The 17,794-nt window shown below is 50.5% G+C and carries 15 protein-coding genes; 5 read left to right on the forward strand and 10 right to left on the reverse strand.

What is annotated here, in order from left to right:
* The 6 genes from BZG73_RS16185 to BZG73_RS12645 form a co-directional block, all read right to left on the reverse strand.
* A partial coding sequence (locus BZG73_RS16185; protein WP_077668471.1) for a hypothetical protein occupies positions 1–282 on the reverse strand: 282 nt, incomplete at its 3' end.
* Positions 283–305: 23 nt separating this feature from the next.
* A complete protein-coding gene (locus BZG73_RS12625) occupies positions 306–683 on the reverse strand; it encodes a hypothetical protein (protein WP_077668472.1) in 378 nt (125 codons plus the stop codon).
* A 17-nt stretch (positions 684–700) separates the two neighbouring features.
* On the reverse strand, positions 701–2,065 hold the full coding sequence (locus tag BZG73_RS12630; RefSeq protein ID WP_235606066.1) for a hypothetical protein: 1,365 nt from the start codon (positions 2,063–2,065) through the stop codon (positions 701–703).
* A 280-nt stretch (positions 2,066–2,345) separates the two neighbouring features.
* Positions 2,346–3,314 (reverse strand): calcium/sodium antiporter, encoded by a 969-nt coding sequence (locus BZG73_RS12635; RefSeq protein WP_077668473.1) that lies wholly within the window; start codon positions 3,312–3,314, stop codon positions 2,346–2,348.
* Between the two features lie 161 nt (positions 3,315–3,475).
* Positions 3,476–5,173, reverse strand: coding sequence for a glycoside hydrolase family 32 protein (locus tag BZG73_RS12640; protein ID WP_077668474.1), 1,698 nt, complete (start codon positions 5,171–5,173; stop codon positions 3,476–3,478).
* 101 nt (positions 5,174–5,274) lie between these two features.
* Positions 5,275–6,267: a LacI family DNA-binding transcriptional regulator gene (locus BZG73_RS12645; protein WP_077668475.1), complete on the reverse strand. Its 993-nt coding sequence runs from the start codon at positions 6,265–6,267 to the stop codon at positions 5,275–5,277.
* 282 nt (positions 6,268–6,549) lie between these two features.
* On the opposite strand from BZG73_RS12645, the gene BZG73_RS12650 reads away from it, so the two are divergent.
* Together BZG73_RS12650 and BZG73_RS12655 are read left to right on the forward strand one after the other, a co-directional pair.
* Complete coding sequence (locus tag BZG73_RS12650; protein ID WP_077668476.1) at positions 6,550–7,983, forward strand: sucrose-specific PTS transporter subunit IIBC; 1,434 nt, start codon at positions 6,550–6,552, stop codon at positions 7,981–7,983.
* 27 nt (positions 7,984–8,010) lie between these two features.
* Positions 8,011–8,961 (forward strand): aminoimidazole riboside kinase, encoded by a 951-nt coding sequence (locus BZG73_RS12655; RefSeq protein WP_077668477.1) that lies wholly within the window; start codon positions 8,011–8,013, stop codon positions 8,959–8,961.
* 21 nt (positions 8,962–8,982) lie between these two features.
* Here BZG73_RS12655 and BZG73_RS12660 read toward each other — a convergent pair whose 3' ends face one another.
* The 4 genes from BZG73_RS12660 to BZG73_RS12675 all read right to left on the reverse strand — a co-directional run bounded on the left by BZG73_RS12660 (position 8,983) and on the right by BZG73_RS12675 (position 14,255).
* Positions 8,983–10,950: a sensor histidine kinase gene (locus BZG73_RS12660; RefSeq protein WP_077668478.1), complete on the reverse strand. Its 1,968-nt coding sequence runs from the start codon at positions 10,948–10,950 to the stop codon at positions 8,983–8,985.
* Positions 10,951–11,195: 245 nt separating this feature from the next.
* Complete coding sequence (locus BZG73_RS12665; RefSeq protein WP_077578380.1) at positions 11,196–12,218, reverse strand: NADP-dependent oxidoreductase; 1,023 nt, start codon at positions 12,216–12,218, stop codon at positions 11,196–11,198.
* Between the two features lie 70 nt (positions 12,219–12,288).
* Entirely contained in the window at positions 12,289–13,446 is a 1,158-nt protein-coding gene (locus tag BZG73_RS12670) for an iron-containing alcohol dehydrogenase (protein WP_077668479.1), read from the reverse strand.
* A 203-nt stretch (positions 13,447–13,649) separates the two neighbouring features.
* A complete protein-coding gene (locus tag BZG73_RS12675) occupies positions 13,650–14,255 on the reverse strand; it encodes a TetR/AcrR family transcriptional regulator (RefSeq protein ID WP_101494513.1) in 606 nt (201 codons plus the stop codon).
* Positions 14,256–15,133: 878 nt separating this feature from the next.
* Between BZG73_RS12675 and BZG73_RS12680 the strand changes: the two genes are divergently transcribed.
* The 3 genes from BZG73_RS12680 to BZG73_RS12690 all read left to right on the forward strand — a co-directional run bounded on the left by BZG73_RS12680 (position 15,134) and on the right by BZG73_RS12690 (position 17,755).
* Complete coding sequence (locus tag BZG73_RS12680; RefSeq protein WP_077578378.1) at positions 15,134–15,433, forward strand: DUF6916 family protein; 300 nt, start codon at positions 15,134–15,136, stop codon at positions 15,431–15,433.
* 161 nt (positions 15,434–15,594) lie between these two features.
* Positions 15,595–16,026 carry a hypothetical protein gene (locus tag BZG73_RS12685; protein ID WP_046075752.1) on the forward strand — a complete coding sequence of 144 codons (432 nt, stop codon included), beginning with the start codon at positions 15,595–15,597 and terminating at the stop codon, positions 16,024–16,026.
* A 184-nt stretch (positions 16,027–16,210) separates the two neighbouring features.
* The gene (locus tag BZG73_RS12690) at positions 16,211–17,755 is read left to right on the forward strand and encodes a BCCT family transporter (RefSeq protein ID WP_046075753.1); all 1,545 of its coding nucleotides are present in this window, start codon (positions 16,211–16,213) and stop codon (positions 17,753–17,755) included.
* Positions 17,756–17,794 lie beyond the last annotated feature (39 nt).

The raw sequence follows: 17,794 nt of genomic DNA on the forward strand, positions 1-17,794 counted from the left end.
CCTATGACGAATCAATGGGTATGCAAAACAATAACACATAAATCTATTAACTATTGTATAGGAAAATTGATAGCGTAATGTGCTATGTAGCTTCTCATTATTCTTTGCTAGTTGCTGGTCTATAAACTCAATCCGCTTGATGTCACCAAGCGCCAAGGCCGCAAGTATAAACACTGCGGGTACTGCCCAAAGAAGAAAGTAACTACTAAAAATTAGCGCAGGGATTGCAATCAAAAACTCCCACCATTCAGCTGTTGATATATTTGTTATTCCAGAATCCACGTTATAAACCTTGTAAGACTTTATCAGTCTAAATGCTTAATCAGTTGAGAGAATAATGGTGTAATAATAAAGCTCCACGCCCCAATACAATTCACCCACATGAAAACTTTCATTTTTTTAGGAAGTTTTTGTTTACAATTGTTTGTTATAGGATAAGTTATCCAGTATAAAAGCAGACGTGTGCCAATCGAGTAGGGGGTTTGGTAGTAAGGTTTTAAATAGCCCTGTTCGGTATAGTATTTTTTTATATTTTGAGATAAACACTTATCCAGTAATACAATACGCTTAATWTCCCCAAGAGTAATCAAAGAAAACATGATAATACCCGGGATAGACCAAACCGCAAGGTACCCCCCAAACACCAATCCAATGATAGTGATAACTAATTCATATAATTCCAATGTGATATCTCTTTGCTTTAGTCAGTTAATTCAATGCCTTTTTCATATAAGAAGTAGAGATCATCGCCAGTAGCCTTGCCGATAGTTGTCCCAGCAATTCCACCGATTGCACCTCCAACAACAAATGAGCCCACAGTTGCTATAGCAATAACAGGTGCTGCAGTAACCCCCACAACGCCTAGAGCCAACACTGAAACGCCGGCGGCAATATTTCCTCCAACAGCGCCTAAAGCGATACCTCCCATAAAACCAATCACCTCGCGTGTAGAGACTTTGCCACATTCTCCTGAACTGTCTACTGAACAAGCTTCGTATATCGTTGATACGCTGCTTGCTCCGCCGAGCAGAAGACCAACATAACCTACACCTTTCGCAGCCGAGGCTCCGATAGAAACGTTGGCAATACGTTTTCCTAGGCTCTTAACAAAACCCGATTCTAAAATCTCATCGGCGTTGTGAATGACTGATTTAGTGGACAGCTTTAGATTGCGTTTAACTTGCGTATACAGAGGCAATCTAATGCTGCGTTTGGAAAGTCCAGCAAAAGAGCCATCTAGCTTTTTAAAAAGCTCTGCCCTTTGAGCAACGAATACACCATAATTCACTCCACCCGTTTTGCTCGCCATCGCCACTTGTGCAGCATAGAGATCATTGATTTCTAACAATACATTATTGATGTTCTGCAAGTGCTGCTGAACGGTCGCTGATGCGACCCCCACTCCTAGAGACGCGTAGGCATAATAATCGCTGGGTAAACCGTCTGCTTCCAATTGTTTCAAACTCTCATTAGCAAAGTGATCGAGTACTTCAAAGTGTCGGTTAACTGTCGTAAGTACTTCATCGCTAAGCTTACTTAGTTCAGTGCTAGCAGCTTTTGCCTCTTCTTGGAGCGCGCTTAGCGCCTCTTTCTCTTTAGTGGTTCTTGGCTCGGCGGTAGGAATAACAACGATCTCTCCTTCTCTCACGGGTTCGTTGAGGTGCGTATTCGCTTGTTTGATAAGCTTTTGCTTTTCCTCAGGTGTATCGTCGGTAAATAGCGCTTTCCAAAGTGCACTCTGAGGTTGGGTTTTAGGCGATTGCATCCAAGCCAAATCAAATGCAGCAGCTTGTGTTTTTTGCCAGTTATCTTCGCTTTCTTCGATCCGCGCTTTGCGTTGACGAGCGACCTTTTGTTGCGTGCTTTCTTGAACTGGTGCGGGTTCAGATGCAGCACTGATACTAGGAGTAGAGCCACCACTGGCAAAGTTCTTTGCCTCTGCACGTTTAACGGCTTCTTTGCTTTCCTGCATCAATCTTTGATTGACACAAGCCGTACAGTTACATGTTTCAGGATTTTTGAAAAATGGACAACGATAAGACTGTGTCGATGTGAAGAAAGTCATCTGCGTTTTCTCTTGAGCCAACTAAGCGGGTATCACCAGTGAGCAAAGCATATTGCTCAACCCCCAATGGCATGGCCAAGGGGGCTATGATTATTTTTAGCGGCCAATGCTAGCAAAGTTCGCGACAAAAGCTCGACTCAATGTGGTCATGGTAGAAAAGCTGCTTTATTTATTGGATCAGTGTCGAATAAATGGTTTTACCCCTTGGTCTAACTCGCGCTGCATTAGAGCCCATATCAACGTTAGCGTGTTGTGTGAAGATTGCTCGGCCTTCGATCTTCTACCGCACGGCATAGATCAGCAAACAGGTGTAGCTGACGTAGCACACAAACAGTAATCCCCCTTCGGCGCGGTTGATTTCGCGTGTCTTGCCAAAGCGTATTGCGACCAGCAGCAAGAGCACGGTGGCGGCGAGCATCACCATCCAATCTCGCCAGAAGACTGCTTCGGTGATGTCGCGAATCGGCTCGATGACGCCAGCAATACCAATCACGGCAAGGGAATTAAAAATGTTGGAGCCGACCACGTTGCCCACGGCAATATCGTGTTCTCCTTTGCGGGCGGCGATAATTGAGGCGGCCAACTCGGGCAGGGAGGTGCCTAATGCGACTATGGTTAAACCAATAATCAGATCGCTGATGCCCAGCTGTTGGGCGATCTCAACGGCACCCCATACCAAGATGCGCGAGCTGACAATTAACAGTGCCAGCCCAATCGTTAGCCACATCAGTGCTTTTTTTAGCGACAGGGTTTGCTGGTTGAGTTCGGCATTCATGTCGGTGGCGAGGGTATCGTTTTTAGTACGTACGCCAGACCACACTGACCAGCCGATCAGCAGTAAAAAGCCTGTGATAAGCAGTAAAGCTTCGTAGGCGCTGATCGTGAAGTCCCATAGCATTGCTCCGATAATGAGAGTGATGGCTAAAAGAATGGGTAGCTCTTTGCGCACAATGGTGGAATGCACTGCAATAGGCGCGATAAGGGCGGTCACCCCGAGAATTAAGGTGATATTGACGATGTTCGAGCCCAGCGCATTGCCCAGTGCTAACGCAGGATTGCCATCGACTGCAGCCATCGCTGAGACCACCATTTCAGGCGCTGATGTACCAAATCCTACCACCAGCATGCCAATGAGTAGCGGCGGTATACCGGCATAATGGGCGCTCACGGCCGCGCCTTCTACAAACCTATCTGCACTCCACACCAAAAGCGCAAATCCAGCAATAATCGCCAGTGTTGCAAGCAGCATATCGTCACCCTAGTTGAAATAAGAAGCGTGTTTAATCATCGCCAATAATATCATGGCGATGATTAAACGCAGAAGATTCAAACTCTTAATGCTAGTTGATGGGCGTTAACTGTGCCAGTCAGACGTGGCGTAGTATGGTCAACGCCACTTCCCTGATGTATTCACCTAACACTGGCGTTTTTCAACGCATACCAATTCATCTCTTTTGGCAAAGGCGTGTCGTGGCGATCGCGTGTCAGCGCGAAAAAGGTTGCGTCAATAGCGCTGAAGTAACGGCTGGTCATCGTCCATTGCCCGCCGGCGATAAAGAACTCCAGTGAGCTGGTGTCGGCGAGGACTTGTAGTGGCAAATCTTCTAGCGGCTCGGGCAAGTGAATACAGCGACGGGTATCGCCTTCTTTGGCGAGGCTTGCGCTTCTATCCAGTGTTAGGGTGCGGCTGTCACCGTCAATGGTGAGTGCACAACCGGATGGTTTGCCGGAGGAGGCTGGGGTCATCATGCCGCTGCGGCTGTGAAAGTATAGCGTGTAGTGGCCGCTGGTCGGAATGGGCAACGTGGTGTTGAGCTCAAACTGCTTGGTGCCTAAATCCACGGTGGTTGAGTGGCACTCAGGGTTAATCACCAAAAGTTGCTGAGGGCCTCTTAAGCTTTGCAGCGCGGCGGCTGGGCGCTGATAAATTTGCCCATTTTCCCAGCGTAACTCACGTGGACAGGTTAACTGATGCAACCAGCCCGCACTTAAACTGGGTTGTTCAACTTCGTCTGGCAGGCCCATCCAAGCGATAAGCATGCGCTTATTGTCAGGGGTCTGCGCCGTCTGCGGGGCGTAAAAATCAAACCCATGATCCAGCACTTGCCAGTTATCAAGCGTGATGCCGTCCGCTTCTAGCGTGGCTTTAGCGTAACCATTGTGGTGAGGAACTTGATGATCGGGCGTTGGTGATGGGCTGCCTTGTGGGCAGAGAATACAGAGCCATTGATCGCTTAATTGGAACAGATCTGGGCATTCCCACATATAACCATGCTCGCCTAAGCTATCACCGCTTAGTCCGTCATAGTGCCACGTAAGGCCATCAGCAGACGAATACTGCGCCAGGCGGCCTATTTTATCTTCACGTTGCGCGCCCAACAGCATCCGATAGTGTTGGCCATCATGGATGACTTTGGGATCGCGAATATGCTCGGTCACGCCTGCTGGTGGGGCATCAATCACCGGGCCGAGCTTTTCAAAATGAATGCCATCGCTTGACCGCGCCACACATTGGGTTGTTTGGCGCAAACGCTCGGGGCCAATGCGGGTATTGCCGGTGTAATACAGCCAAAGGGCGTCGTTCATCACCATGGCGTGGCCTGAAAATACCCCATGGCTGTCATACCAATCACTGGGGGTGAGGCCGAGCGGCGCGGTATGCCATTGCACCCCATCAGGGCTGATTAAATGCACCCAGAATTTATCTTTGTGCTCACAGGCAAAGGGATACCACTGATAAAAAAGGTGATAGTGACCTTGAAAATAAATAAAACCATTGGGGTCATTCAGCAGCCCTTGGGGAGGGCTGATATGCCATCCGGGGCGATGGAAATCTGTCTTTTGGCTGGGTGAATAGAAGGGCGCGGCTTGTTCACGCAGGTTGTGATCGATCACGCGTCCCAGTGCCGTTAGCGCCCCCTGACTGACGGGTTGATCGAGGGTGATCTGGCGTAGTGAATGGTCAATCGTACTGATTGGCAGCACGTCTTGGTTCACGCGTTCAAGCTCGATGAGCTCAATGATCACCTTGTCTTGATGGCGCAATGCTCGTCGCACGTTATCGGCGCCACCACATGCGTCAACCAGGCCTGTTGGGGTTATTTCCATCTATCCGTACCAATTTTATTTTCGGGAACGTTCCAAAAATAGCGAATAAGACGGCGGTGGCGCAAGTAAAATTTCTCTGTATTGGGTTAACGGTCGCTGTGTTAAGGGCAGGTGGCGCGGCTGATATAGTTAAAGCCCATCACCAATTTGGATACATGACTTTGTCCGGTTTCCAGTAATTCGAGCAGCATTTTGGCACCACTTTCTCCTGCTGCATCAAAGGCATAGTCAAACGTGGATAAGCTTGGCGATACCACTTGGGCAAGTTCATCATCGCCCACTCCCATCAGCTTCACGGTGTGCCCAGGGGTGATCCCTTGTGCTTGCAAAGCTTGGATAGCGCCAATCGCGATACGGTCGGTGGCACAAAATACGCCGTCAAGATCAGGATATTGCTCTAACATAGCGGTCATGGCGACATAGCCCGATTGAATCGAGAATTGACCTTGGTAATGGAACACGGGTACCGTTTGGGTCAACGTGGTCAATGCGCTCTCAAAGCCTTGATAACGTTGCTGATCAACGGCAATATCTTCCGCTTGTACCCCCAGAAAGCCCACCTGTCGGCAGCCAGCATTAATAAGCTGCTCGCCAGCACAAAAGCCCACCCGATAATCATCATGGATCACGCTGGGAATGTTATAGGGTGAGCCGTCTTGACCAATTACCACCACCGGCGCACTCGAGCGCTTAATGGCGTGCACCAAGTCGGGGTTGAGCGTGGAGGCAAACAGCAGTATCCCTTCTACGCGTTTTTGGTTGAACAAATCGAGGTAGTAGCAAATACGCTGATCGTCTTGGCGCGTGTTGGCCAATAGCACGTGTTTGCCTTTTTTATCAAAGACATGGCTAAGCCCATCAACGCTGGCTGACATCGCATTCGACGATACTCGCGGTACAATCACCCCGATGAGGTTAGTTTTGTTGGATTTCAAATCCTTAGCGATTTGATTGACCACATAGCCGCATTGCTCAATGGCGCGGTTAACTTTTTCAATGGTGGCGGGCTTTACGCCATATTCCTGGTTAATCACGCGTGAAACGGTTGATTTAGAAACACCCGCTAAACGGGCGACATCATTCAAGCTAGCCATGGGTTCTCCTTTGCTGGGAGTACCATGATCGTTCCATTTACGGATCCTTTGCAAACATAGCGCCTTAAATGCCCCCTATTTAGTGATATTCATCACGTTTAAGGTGAGAGGTACGCGGCGGTTTACTGATCGATCTCACAGCGATTAGCCCTCATACTTGATGCTTTACAGGATTCAGCACATCATTTTCGGGATCGTTCCCGAAAATGTGGAGCGTGTGACGCCACACGAAAATAAAAGTGACGGTGGCAAAGACGGTGAGAGCGTGCAGGGGAAGTAGCCATGAACTACCAAAAAATAGCACAACAACTACTCGATAAACTGGGTGGAAAAGAAAACATCGCGGCGGCGGCACACTGTGCCACGCGGCTAAGACTCGCACTCCATGATGATAACTTGGCGGATTTAAGCGCGATTGAATCGATTGAAGGTGTGAAAGGCCAATTTCAAGTCAGCGGTCAGTTACAGATCATTTTTGGCTCGGGCATTGTCAATAATGTTTATGCCGAATTCAGCAAATTAACGGGCCAGTCAGATATGTCGTCGAAAGACGTGGCGGCGGCTGGCGCTGAAAAACAAAATTGGCTACAACGCGCGGTGAAAGGGCTGTCAGATATTTTTGTTCCCATTATTCCAGCCATCGTCGCCGGTGGTTTGCTGATGGGGATTTTTAATATCCTGACGGCGCCGGGTTTGATTATTGATGGCAAGTCTTTAATTGAGGCTTACCCACAAATGGGCGACTTGGCCAATATGATCAATACCTTCGCTAATGCGCCATTTGTGTTCTTGCCGGTACTGCTGGCGTTTTCTGCCAGTAAAAAGTTTGGCGCTAACCCCTTTTTGGGCGCGGCACTCGGGATGTTAATGGTCCACCCTGATCTGCTCAATGGCTGGGGCTTTGGCGGTGCGGCGGTGTCCGGCGATATTCCAGTGTGGGAAATCTTTGGTTTTGAGATTGAAAAAGTCGGGTATCAAGGCTCGGTACTGCCTGTGCTGGTTGCCACTTATATTCTCGCCCAAGTCGAGCAAGGGCTACGTCGTATTATTCCCTCGGTGCTGGATAACTTGCTGACGCCTCTACTGGCGATTTTTATCACCGGGCTGATCACCTTTACTCTGGTGGGTCCATTTACCCGTGATCTCGGCTTCTTGCTCGGCGATGGTCTCAACTGGGTGTATGAATCAGCAGGGATGATTGGTGGTGCATTGTTTGGGTTTGTGTATGCGCCGTTTGTGATCACCGGGATGCACCACAGCTTTATCGCAATTGAAACCCAACTGTTGGCAGAAATTGCGGTCACTGGCGGTACCTTCATCTTCCCGATTGCCGCGATGTCAAATGTGGCGCAAGGCGCAGCCTGTTTGGCGTTCGGGCTAAAAACGGCGGATGTGAAAGCGAAAGGAATTGCGATGCCGGCGGGTATCACGGCACTGCTTGGCATTACTGAGCCGGCGATGTTTGGTATTAACCTTAAATACCGTTATCCGTTTATCGGGGCATTGGTAGGCGCAGCCTGTGCAGGCGCGTTCATCACCTTCTTTAAAGTGAAAGCGCAAGCGCTGGGTGCCGCGGGGCTGCCAGGGGTCATTTCGATTCGCCCAGACGGAGTGGTGCCGTATATCATCGGAATGGCCATTGCTTTTGTCGTGGCGTTTGCGGTGACCTATGTACTGGGTACCCGTAAAAAATATGCGCAAACGGCGGCGGCCTAATCGAGCATTGAACGAGGAGCAAGCGTGATGAGTAAGGTATGGGTCACTGGCGATGCGGTAGTGGATTTGATCCCTGACGGTGAACGTCACTACCTAAGATGTCCGGGCGGTGCGCCCGCCAATGTGGCCGTGGCGATTAGCCGGCTGGGGGAGAAAACAGGCTTTATTGGTCGAGTGGGCGACGATCCGTTGGGACGTTTTATGCAAACCACGTTGGCCGATGAAGGCGTAGACATTGCGTTTATGCATCGCGATAACGCGCAACGCACCTCAACCGTGTTGGTCGAGTTAGATGAGGCGGGTGAGCGCAGCTTTACGTTTATGGTGAAACCCAGTGCCGATCAGTTTGTGCAGCCCGATGACTTCCCTGTGTTTGAAAAGGGGCAGTGGTTACATGCTTGCTCCATTGCGTTAGCTAACGAACCCTCGCGATCGGCCACGCTCGGCGCCATGCAAGCGTGTCGTGACCAGGGTGGGTTTGTCAGCTTTGACCCTAACTTGCGTGATGATTTGTGGCAAAGCGAGGCGCAGATGCTAGAGACCGTGAGGCAAGCCTTGCCGCTGGCGGATGTGGTCAAAGTGTCTGATGATGAGCTTGCTTTACTGACTGCGCCGTTAGTGACAGGCTCCGAGCCCGGCGAGAGCCGGTCTATCAAATCCGCGCTTGAAGTGCTCGTCTCGCACGTACCGAGTGTGTCCTTGTGGGTGGTCACGCTAGGCAGTGACGGTGCACAAGTTGCGTTCAACCGAGCGCTTTGGCAGGTGGCGACAACACCCGCCAAGGTCGTGGATACCACTGGCGCTGGTGATGCGTTTATGGGCGGCTTGTTGGCTGCCCTAGCCAAGTTGCCCGACTGGCAGTCGCCAGAGGCGGTGACTGAGGCCGTGCGTCAAGGCAACCGCTGTGGCGCGCTGGCCACTACCGCCAAAGGTGCTATGACCGCATTACCCTCGGCGTTGCAGTTGGCTGGACAATGATATCCCATTTACCTGCCATCGTTATGAAGACGACGAGGCACGTTCGGGGGCCGTCAGTGGAATCGTCACAATGAAGCGACTGCCCTGTTGCGGTTTACTTTTTACCTGAACACGGCCACCGAGCACACTCGTAATGAGGTTGAAGGTAATATGTAAGCCAAGGCCAGATCCGCCCTGACCGAGGTGGGTGGTATAAAAGGGATCAAAAATGTGTTTTTGCACGTCTGGCGTCATGCCCACGCCGTTATCTTGGACGGTAATATGTACCTGATCGTGTGAATCCTGACTCGCATGGATTTGAATATAGCCTTGATCTTGCGTGGTAAATGCATGCACTAACGCATTGTTAATTAAGTTGATCAGCGTTTGGGTGAGGGCTCCAGGGTAGCTATTGAGCTTAATCGCCTCAGGAATATCTACGTCAAGGTGGTGAGGCGTTCGCTGTAGTGTCGGACGCAAAGACAGAAGCACTTCGTTGATAAGATGATGGAGGTCAAACTCGCGCTGGTGGTCGTTGGTTTGATCCACGGCCAGTTGTTTAAATGCACGGATTAATTCGGAGGCACGTGACATGTTACGTTCAACAATCCGTGTCCCATCTTCAACATGGGTGAGAAATTGGTCTAAATCGTCACGTGTGATCGGCTTTTCGAGTTGTTGGACAAAATCTTGCTTCATCGACAAGATGGAGGTTGAAGACATCAGTGCGTTGCCGATGGGGGTATTCAGCTCGTGTGCGATGCCTGCGACCAGGGAGCCGAGTGAGGACAGTTTTTCATTCTGAACTAATTCATCTTGGAGTGTTTCTAAACGCAATAGCAGTGCCTTTAGTTTATCACCATAATCGTTGACGGCATGGCGTAATTCCCCGACTTCATTCAGGTTCCCCACGTCGAGTGCTTGGGTGGTTTCACCATCGATCAACTCTCGGATCTGATGGGTGGTTTGTCGAATTTTATCCAGTAAATTGCGGGCGGTGATCGTCGCGATGACACCGACAACGAGCAGCAAGCCACCAATCGCTATCATTAAAAACAACCCCATGTTGTCAGCGGCGGTGGTCATTTTGCTTTTAGGGACGGCGAGGCCAATCACCCAGTCGGCTTCAGGGTAGCGAATCAAATGGACATATGCGGCTTCGTTGAGGATGCCGTCATTTTCTACCGTGATTAGCTTGCTGGTGCTGAGTGTTAGGGTTGCCTTAAGCGCCGATTGCAACCAAGGCAATTGCACTTGCAGTTCGTCTCGCGTCCATAGTGTGTTCCTGTAGGGTTGAAAGGTGACGGCTGATTGCGGAAAGCTGATCGCTTTGCTGTCTGCGTCGAAGGCGAAGACATAGCCACCGTTTTCTTTGCCATACTGGGACAAAATATCTGAGATGCCGGCGAGCCTCATATCGACGGTGGCGACACCCACAAAGCGCTTATCATCTTTCATTGGCACGGTGCAGGTGATCATCGGCTCTTTGGTAAAAGGGTCAATATAGGCGTTGGACCAACTGCAATGATCGGCGGGGGTTGTTTTGCCCGCTACGTACCAACTTTCATTGTGATACCCCTTCCCGTCTGGATGGTTGTAATCGTCGTAGTACTCCATGGTCGCGCCTGCTCGGCCCCAGAAAAAACTTCGCCGCGCCACCCCTTGTGTAAATGTGCCGGGCTCGGGCCAGATACCACCGCCGGCAATCGCTGGATCGCCATGATTATTGAGGATCTCGGGAAAGGTGGTGCGGAACAGAGCTTCATCTTTGGGGAGTGTGGTCCCCGCTAACGCCATGGTGCTGGTTAACAGTTCAATTTGGCCGAGTTTGGCGTCGAGTAAATCGAGCAGGGCGTGTTGATTGATGCTGATCCGCTCTTGTCGCTGCTCAATAAGCTCGGGTTTTACCTTCCATTCCACCACCGCAAAAATCGTCAGTAATGCCATAATCAGAACAAACGCAAAACCGAGGTTGATCTGATGACGAATCATGGGTGCGACTTTGGCCATTTTGAATACATCCTCTTTCTTAGCTGAAACAGGTGTGGAGCGGTTGCGTCCTGCGGTCAGCCTTGCCAAATTTCGATGAAGCTAGTCAATCATCCCCATTAGTGTAGTTGGCACTGAGTGTTTCTTCTGCATCAAAAAGGGGAGTGGAACGGAAAAGCGAACGTCACTCATAAAAAACCCCCTTAGCTATCCATCGCTAAGGGGGAGGCAGGGTTTTCGGTATGACGAAATAAAGCGCGGATACTTTATTTAATATTGACGACCATCTTGCCGAAGTTGCGGCCTTCGAGTACATCAATCAGTGCTTGAGGCGCTTGCTCAAAGCCATCCACCGCGTGTTCACGGTAATGGATTTGGCCTTCACCGACCCATTTGGCCATGTCGTGAGCGAACTCGGGATAACGGTGCGCGTAGTCATCAAAAATGATGAAACCTTTTACGGTTAGGCGCTTAACCAAGATGGTTCCCATCAACTGCGAAAGGCGGTCTGGGCCTTCTGGCAGGGCGGTGTTGTTGTATTGAGATACCAAGCCACACACGGGAATGCGTGCGCCGGTGTTAAGCAGTGGCATCACCGCATCAAATACCTTGCCGCCGACGTTTTCAAAGTACACATCAATGCCTTGCGGGCAGGCTTCGGCAAGCTGCTCGGCAAAGTTATCGGCTTTGTGATCGATACACGCGTCAACACTGAGGTGTTCACGAGCGTATTGGCATTTGTCTTCACCACCGGCAATCGCTACCACGCGGCAGCCTTTCAGCTTACCGATTTGAGCGACGGTCGCGCCAACGGGGCCGGTCGCGGCCGCCACCACCAGGGTATCGCCCTCTTTGGGTTGGCCGATATCTAATAAGCCCATGTAGGCGGTGAAGCCGGGCATCCCCAAGATCCCAAGCGCGTATGAAACCGGCGCGAGATCAGGGTTAAGTTTAAGCAGGGTATCGCCATCGACGACAGAATGGGTTTCCCAGCCTTTATAAGCCAGTACCCAATCGCCGGCCTGGTAATCGGCATGGTTAGATTCCAGCACTTTACCCACGGTGGCACCGACCATCAGGCCATCAATCGCCACGGGTTCTGCGTACGATTTGGCATCACTCATTCGACCGCGCATGTAAGGGTCAATCGATAGGTGATGGTTTTCAATTAGGACGTCATTGTTACCGAGTGCGGGAATGGCGACTTCTTCTAAGCGAAAGTTCTCAGCGGTTGGCGCGCCAACCGGGCGCGATGCGAGAACAAAACGTTGATTGGTTAATGCTGACATTGATTCCTCCCTTGATGATGGGAAAAGAGGCGGCTGGATCAGCGCGCCTCATCATGAAATAAAACGACGATTACAGCGCGGCTTGAAGCACGCGGCGGCAAACATCTGGCGTCACATCGCCATGTTCACCGAGTTGGGTCATACCGTGTTGAGTCAGGCTTTCAATCAAGGGCTCAATCGCGGTTTCATCCAGATCGTAATCGCTCATGCGCGTTTTCACGTTCATGCGCTCGAAAAAGTCGCGTGTTTTCTCAATCGCTAATTTGGCTTTCTCGGCGTCGCTACCTTGCTCAATATGCCAAACACGTTCAGCAAATTGTGCGAGCTTGGCCTTTTTTTGCTCAAACTTCTCATTGAGCATCGCAGGCAGCACAACAGCAAGGGTTTGGGCGTGGTCTAAGCCATGTTGGGCTGTGAGCTCATGGCCGAGCATATGGGTTGACCAGTCTTGCGGGACACCTACGCCAATCAAGCCGTTAAGCGCCAGGGTGGCTGTCCACATCAGACTCGCACGCACATTGTAATCTTCTGGTGTTTCCAGCGCTTGTGGGCCCAACTCAACCAAGGTTTGTAGCAGGCCTTCGGCAAAGCGGTCTTGCACCGGCGCATTGGCAGGATAGGTGAGGTATTGTTCCACCACGTGAACAAACGCATCGACCGCACCGTTCCCCACTTGGCGAATCGGCAGGGTGTAGGTCTTCACCGGATCCAACACTGAGAACTGCGGGAACACCAGCTCGCTCATAAACGGCAATTTCGCTTGCATCGACTCACGGGTCACCACTGAGCCTTTGTTCATCTCAGAGCCGGTAGCAGGCAAAGTGAGCACGGAGCCAAATGGCAGCGCTGCTTCCACTTTTCCGCCCATGCTGGTGAGGATGTCCCATGCGTCACCGTCATATTTCGCGGCTGCGGCAACGAATTTAGTGCCATCGATCACTGAGCCACCGCCCACGGCGAGAAGGTAGTCATAACCTTCAGCGCCGACTTTCTCGACTGCCTTCATCAAGGTCTCATAGCGCGGGTTGGGTTCAATGCCACCAAATAGGCCAAATTGACGTTGCCCTAGCGCTTGTTCGACTTCATCCAAGGTGCCGGTTTTGCGTGCACTTTGGCCGCCGAAAAGAATCAACACTTTTGCATCGGCCGGGATGAGCCGATCCAGCTCGGCAATCTTACCTTCGCCAAAAACGATACGTGTGGGATTGTAGAACTCAAAGTTGTTCATTGCTCATCCTTCCTTTTATTGTGCTTGATGGTATCAAGCGTTTATTTAAATTAGACCGGTCGTCTAGTGAGTGCCGGTTAAAAACCCGCCAAAGCGGGTTTYGAGTAGATGGTGGCTGTGCGCTAACAACGAGTGCCGTCGCGAATGCCACGCATCGGAGATTAATTTGTTGTTTAAGCGATGCTTGGTACAGCAAAGCGTCGTTAATCGATCAGCCCGAGCTTTTCTTCGGTGATGGTCATCGCTTGTGCAAGATGACTGTCGTTACGATGCAGTTTGGTTAATAAGCTGGCGCCCAGCCACAACTGATACAAGGTCGTGGCAGTGGTAAGCGCGGTTTTTTCATCAAACACATCGCTATCTTGGGCGAGGGTACTCGCCAAGCAGCTAATCAGCTGATCGGTGCCATCGCGCAGTGCCAGCCGCATTGGCTCGGATAAATCAGCCACTTCTGCACTCAGCTTGACGACCAAACACGTTTGCACCGGATCCAAACTACAATATTGTGCTTGCCAGCGACTGAAGTAGCTGTGTACACGTGCAATGGGAGAGAGCGTGCTATCTGACAGTAAGCGGTTTACGTCGGCAATGTAGCAAGCAAAGTAGTGGTCTAACACGGCTTGGCCGAATTGTTCTTTCGACGCAAAGTAGTGGTAAAAAGACCCCTTGGGCACGCCGGCTTGTTTTAGTATCGCGCTAAGGCCGACGCCGCTGAAGCCAAATTGCGCCATCACACTCACGCCCGTTTCCAACAAGTGTTGGTGGGTCGCGTTGTGAGTGCTGGTTTCTTGGGTGCTGCTCGATTTCATGTGGGGTAGCATAATCAAAATTAGACCGGTCGTCTAGTGGTGCGAGAATTTTTTATGTTGGCGTGGTTCGGTGGCATAAATCAGGCCGGTATGCTGTGCGAAATCCCAGTTTGTGTCAGATTTATTACTCTGTTCACAATTTGAACGGCACACCATGGCACAGTGGCAAAAGTGTGCTTTACTGAAAATGTCAGCTGAGCTGACACACAATTTGGTAGATGATTAGCGCGCAGTGACGCGCCACATAATGCGTTAAGTCCCCGTTAATGTCAGGCGCCCATGACGACACCTTGTTAGCCGCCAGCCAGGCAATTAACACAAGACCATGCGGTGAGGACGCTCAACGTAGTGAGCACACGGGGCAATGTAAGAAACATGTTCATTGACCAACAACCAACAAGGAATGCATCTTGAAGCCGCTCAGTAGAGCGGCTTTCTCTTTTGTGGGCCTCGCGCCTGACCTACCTGACATATTGAATACGTATTTAGCACCTTGAGCTGGCTGTTTTCTCGCCTTATCGCTGCTTGACAGTGATCGAATTTGCTTTCCGGAACGAAATAATATAAGACTATGAATTGGCGCCGCATTTGGCGCTTGACATCAATATCGTTCATTAATCTGATTGAGAGGTGTTCGATGAACAACAAAAGCAGACGTTTGTGGTATTACTACAAAACAAAGTCGAATAAGACCCGCCCAGTTAAAGCGGCTGGGTCAGCGTAATCAAGCGTTAGTTAGGCAACCGATGGGTTGCCTTTTGTCGTTCTAAGCGATTGAAAAAATCACTAAGCTATTGTGCATTGTCGAATTTTTCATCTAATCTTATCAGTAAAGCTTTAACAAGCGCATTGACCCAAAGAGGGGCGCGGGAGGGACGATGAATGTACTATCTTTCCAGCATGTCAATGAATTGATTAATGAAACGATCACGCTCATTGATGGAACGGATACGGAATACGCAATGACGCTGGCGCGTGTCGACACCCATCCTGGCCACGGTGATGAGGTGGGTGGGCACGCGGTAGAAAACTTCAGCCTAGTATTGAAAGGGCCGGAAGACACCCGCTTTCCGCAAGGCAATTACCTGCTTACCCATCCAGCGCTTGGCGAGCAGATCCTACATATGCTCCCCGTCGGGGACGCCACCTATACCATTAACATCAACACGCAAGCCTAATCTTTCTGTGGTCGCTCACTGTTGTCCATTGGGGCCTCGTAATAGTTAGCGACCAACACTGATTAAATAACCGCCAGTCAATGAGTTACTTTCGCCTTTTCATAGATTAGTCACGGAAATTGAGTAGAATAAGGCCGCTAAGCTAGCAGTAGGGAGGTCATATGTTTGCCTGGCTGAGTGGCTTATTTGAAAAGGAACAGCTGCAATCGTTTGTCTGGGTGAGAGACATTATGGCGAGCAACCCCAAAGGGAGCTACGCCAAGTATAAAAAGTATTACGATCGCCACGTTGATCGCATTCTTAAGGGTTATCACAAAGACTTTCTCCGCTTTGAGAAATTCGCCGCCCGTAATTACAAATACAGCGACCAATCGATTTTTATGGCAATAAAGGTTGCTAACTATGCCTATCAGCTTGGACAGCTGAAAGTGGCCGCTTGCATAACGGCGGCAGTGATTTCGGCGTGTAATCGTGCAAAAAAAGGCGAGTCACAGGTTCACCCTAAACTGTATCGCGCCACCGTGGTGCTGCATAAAAAAGTGCTCGAAACGGGTAAGGCGAATAAGACAGAGAAACCGAAGACACCAGCGTGACGACACGGTGTTGGGTAAATTTTGCCCACTTAACAAAAATGTCATATTCCTATTCAGCCCCCGCCATGGCTGAATAGGTGATGCTTGTCACGTTTTTCCCTTCTTTGACTGTAACAATTTGTTCTGGTCATTCATTCGCCACACTGATAGAGTCCCCTCCCTCACACACCTTGTGAGCGAACTAATGCTTAAATCTACACAAAATAATGACCGTCTCGTAGCCGTGTTTACTATCGGCTTTGTTGCTGTCTTCCTTGCCTTTGCCTTGTTTGACCTGAAACACTTCTCTTCTGTTATCCAGTCTCTATTTTCTGAGTCTGCCAACCTTTTTGGTTACTGGTGGCAGTGGTTGATGGTGATCAATTTTGTACTGGCGCTTGCTATTGGCGGCAGTAAATTTGGTAAATTAAAACTTGGCGCCACGGATACTGTCTCAATGAGTCGTTTCCGTTGGGTTGCGATGATCATGTGCACCCTGCTTGCGGGCGGTGGTGTTTTCTGGTCAGCCGCGGAACCTATTTATCACTTCATGACGCCGCCGCCGGCGTTGGGTGACATGGAAGCGGGTGTGATGGAAACCGTCGCCCCTGCCCTGAGCCAAAGCTTTTTCCACTGGGGCTTTTTAGCCTGGGCAGTATTAGGCACCTTGGCAACCATCGTACTGATGTATGCCCACCATCAAGCGGGTGTACGCCTGCGCCCTCGTGCGTTGCTGTATCCGCTACTCGGTGACAAGCTGGAAAACCACTGGTTAGGCTCTGTGATTGATGCCTGCTCTATCATTGCCGTGGCGGCCGGTACCATCGGTCCGATTGGCTTTTTGGCCACCCAGCTTGGCTACAGCCTAGAAAGCTTTGTGGGTATCGAAAACACCATGCCAATGCAGATGCTGATTCTGGCTGCCGTCGTGGCGATTTACTCGATCTCTGCATTTACGGGGATGGATAAAGGCCTACAATGGCTGAGCCGCATGAATGTGATTGGTGCAGCCGTATTGTTGGGCGTGGTGATTGTGCTGGGTCCAACTGGCTTTATTTTCGAACAGTTTGGCTCAGGCTTTAGCTACTACCTCAACAATATGCATACGCTAGCACTGAATACCGATAACGGTAGCTGGAATGCATGGTGGACCTGGTTCTTCTGGGGTTGGTTTATTGGCTTTGCGCCGATGATGGCGATCTTTATCGCTCGTATCTCGAAAGGCCGTTCGATTCGTGAGCTGATCGTCGCCGTGGCTATCTGTGCACCGATTGCGACTAACTTCTGGTTCTCRGTACTGGGTGGTACGGGTATCTTTTATGAGTTGCAATCGCCTGGCAGCATTTCTGGCCCAATGGCGGATGCGGGTTTGCCTGCTATCTTGATTGCGTCCTTGTCACAGCTGCCTTACAGCGTGGTTCTGATCCCAGCCTTTATGCTGCTGACCACCACCTTCGTGGCGACCACGGGTGACTCGATGGCTTACTCGATTGCGATGGCCGTGTCAGGTGACAACCAGCCAACGCGCCGTCATCGTCTATTCTGGGCGATTGTGATGGGTGTGGTTGCCGGTGTACTTCTGCTTGCTGGCGATGGTGGCTTGAATGCGCTTCAGTCGTTTATCGTGATCACCGCCGTGCCTGTGTCTTTCTTGATTGCCTTTACCTTTATCACCGGCCCGATTGCGGTGATGCGGATGCAGCAAGAGAAAGAAGCGAACTTAGCATTACAGCCGGCGACCGCCAGCTAGTAAGACCAGAGTTTGTTAATGAGAAAAGCGCCGAGTTGT

This window comes from Salinivibrio siamensis (assembly GCF_001996005.1).
Classification (GTDB): Bacteria; Pseudomonadota; Gammaproteobacteria; order Enterobacterales; family Vibrionaceae; genus Salinivibrio; species Salinivibrio siamensis.

Bases quoted from the DNA above. Each gene is read 5' to 3' on its own strand.
- BZG73_RS12630 (WP_235606066.1), bottom strand. From the start codon at position 2,065: ATGACTTTCTTCACATCGACACAGTCTTATCGTTGTCCATTTTTCAAA.
- BZG73_RS12635 (WP_077668473.1), bottom strand. From the start codon at position 3,314: ATGCTGCTTGCAACACTGGCGATTATTGCTGGATTTGCGCTTTTGGTG.
- BZG73_RS12640 (WP_077668474.1), bottom strand. From the start codon at position 5,173: ATGGAAATAACCCCAACAGGCCTGGTTGACGCATGTGGTGGCGCCGAT.
- BZG73_RS12645 (WP_077668475.1), bottom strand. From the start codon at position 6,267: ATGGCTAGCTTGAATGATGTCGCCCGTTTAGCGGGTGTTTCTAAATCA.
- BZG73_RS12650 (WP_077668476.1), top strand. From the start codon at position 6,550: ATGAACTACCAAAAAATAGCACAACAACTACTCGATAAACTGGGTGGA.
- BZG73_RS12655 (WP_077668477.1), top strand. From the start codon at position 8,011: ATGAGTAAGGTATGGGTCACTGGCGATGCGGTAGTGGATTTGATCCCT.
- BZG73_RS12660 (WP_077668478.1), bottom strand. From the start codon at position 10,950: ATGGCCAAAGTCGCACCCATGATTCGTCATCAGATCAACCTCGGTTTT.
- BZG73_RS12665 (WP_077578380.1), bottom strand. From the start codon at position 12,218: ATGTCAGCATTAACCAATCAACGTTTTGTTCTCGCATCGCGCCCGGTT.
- BZG73_RS12670 (WP_077668479.1), bottom strand. From the start codon at position 13,446: ATGAACAACTTTGAGTTCTACAATCCCACACGTATCGTTTTTGGCGAA.
- BZG73_RS12675 (WP_101494513.1), bottom strand. From the start codon at position 14,255: ATGAAATCGAGCAGCACCCAAGAAACCAGCACTCACAACGCGACCCAC.
- BZG73_RS12680 (WP_077578378.1), top strand. From the start codon at position 15,134: ATGAATGTACTATCTTTCCAGCATGTCAATGAATTGATTAATGAAACG.
- BZG73_RS12685 (WP_046075752.1), top strand. From the start codon at position 15,595: ATGTTTGCCTGGCTGAGTGGCTTATTTGAAAAGGAACAGCTGCAATCG.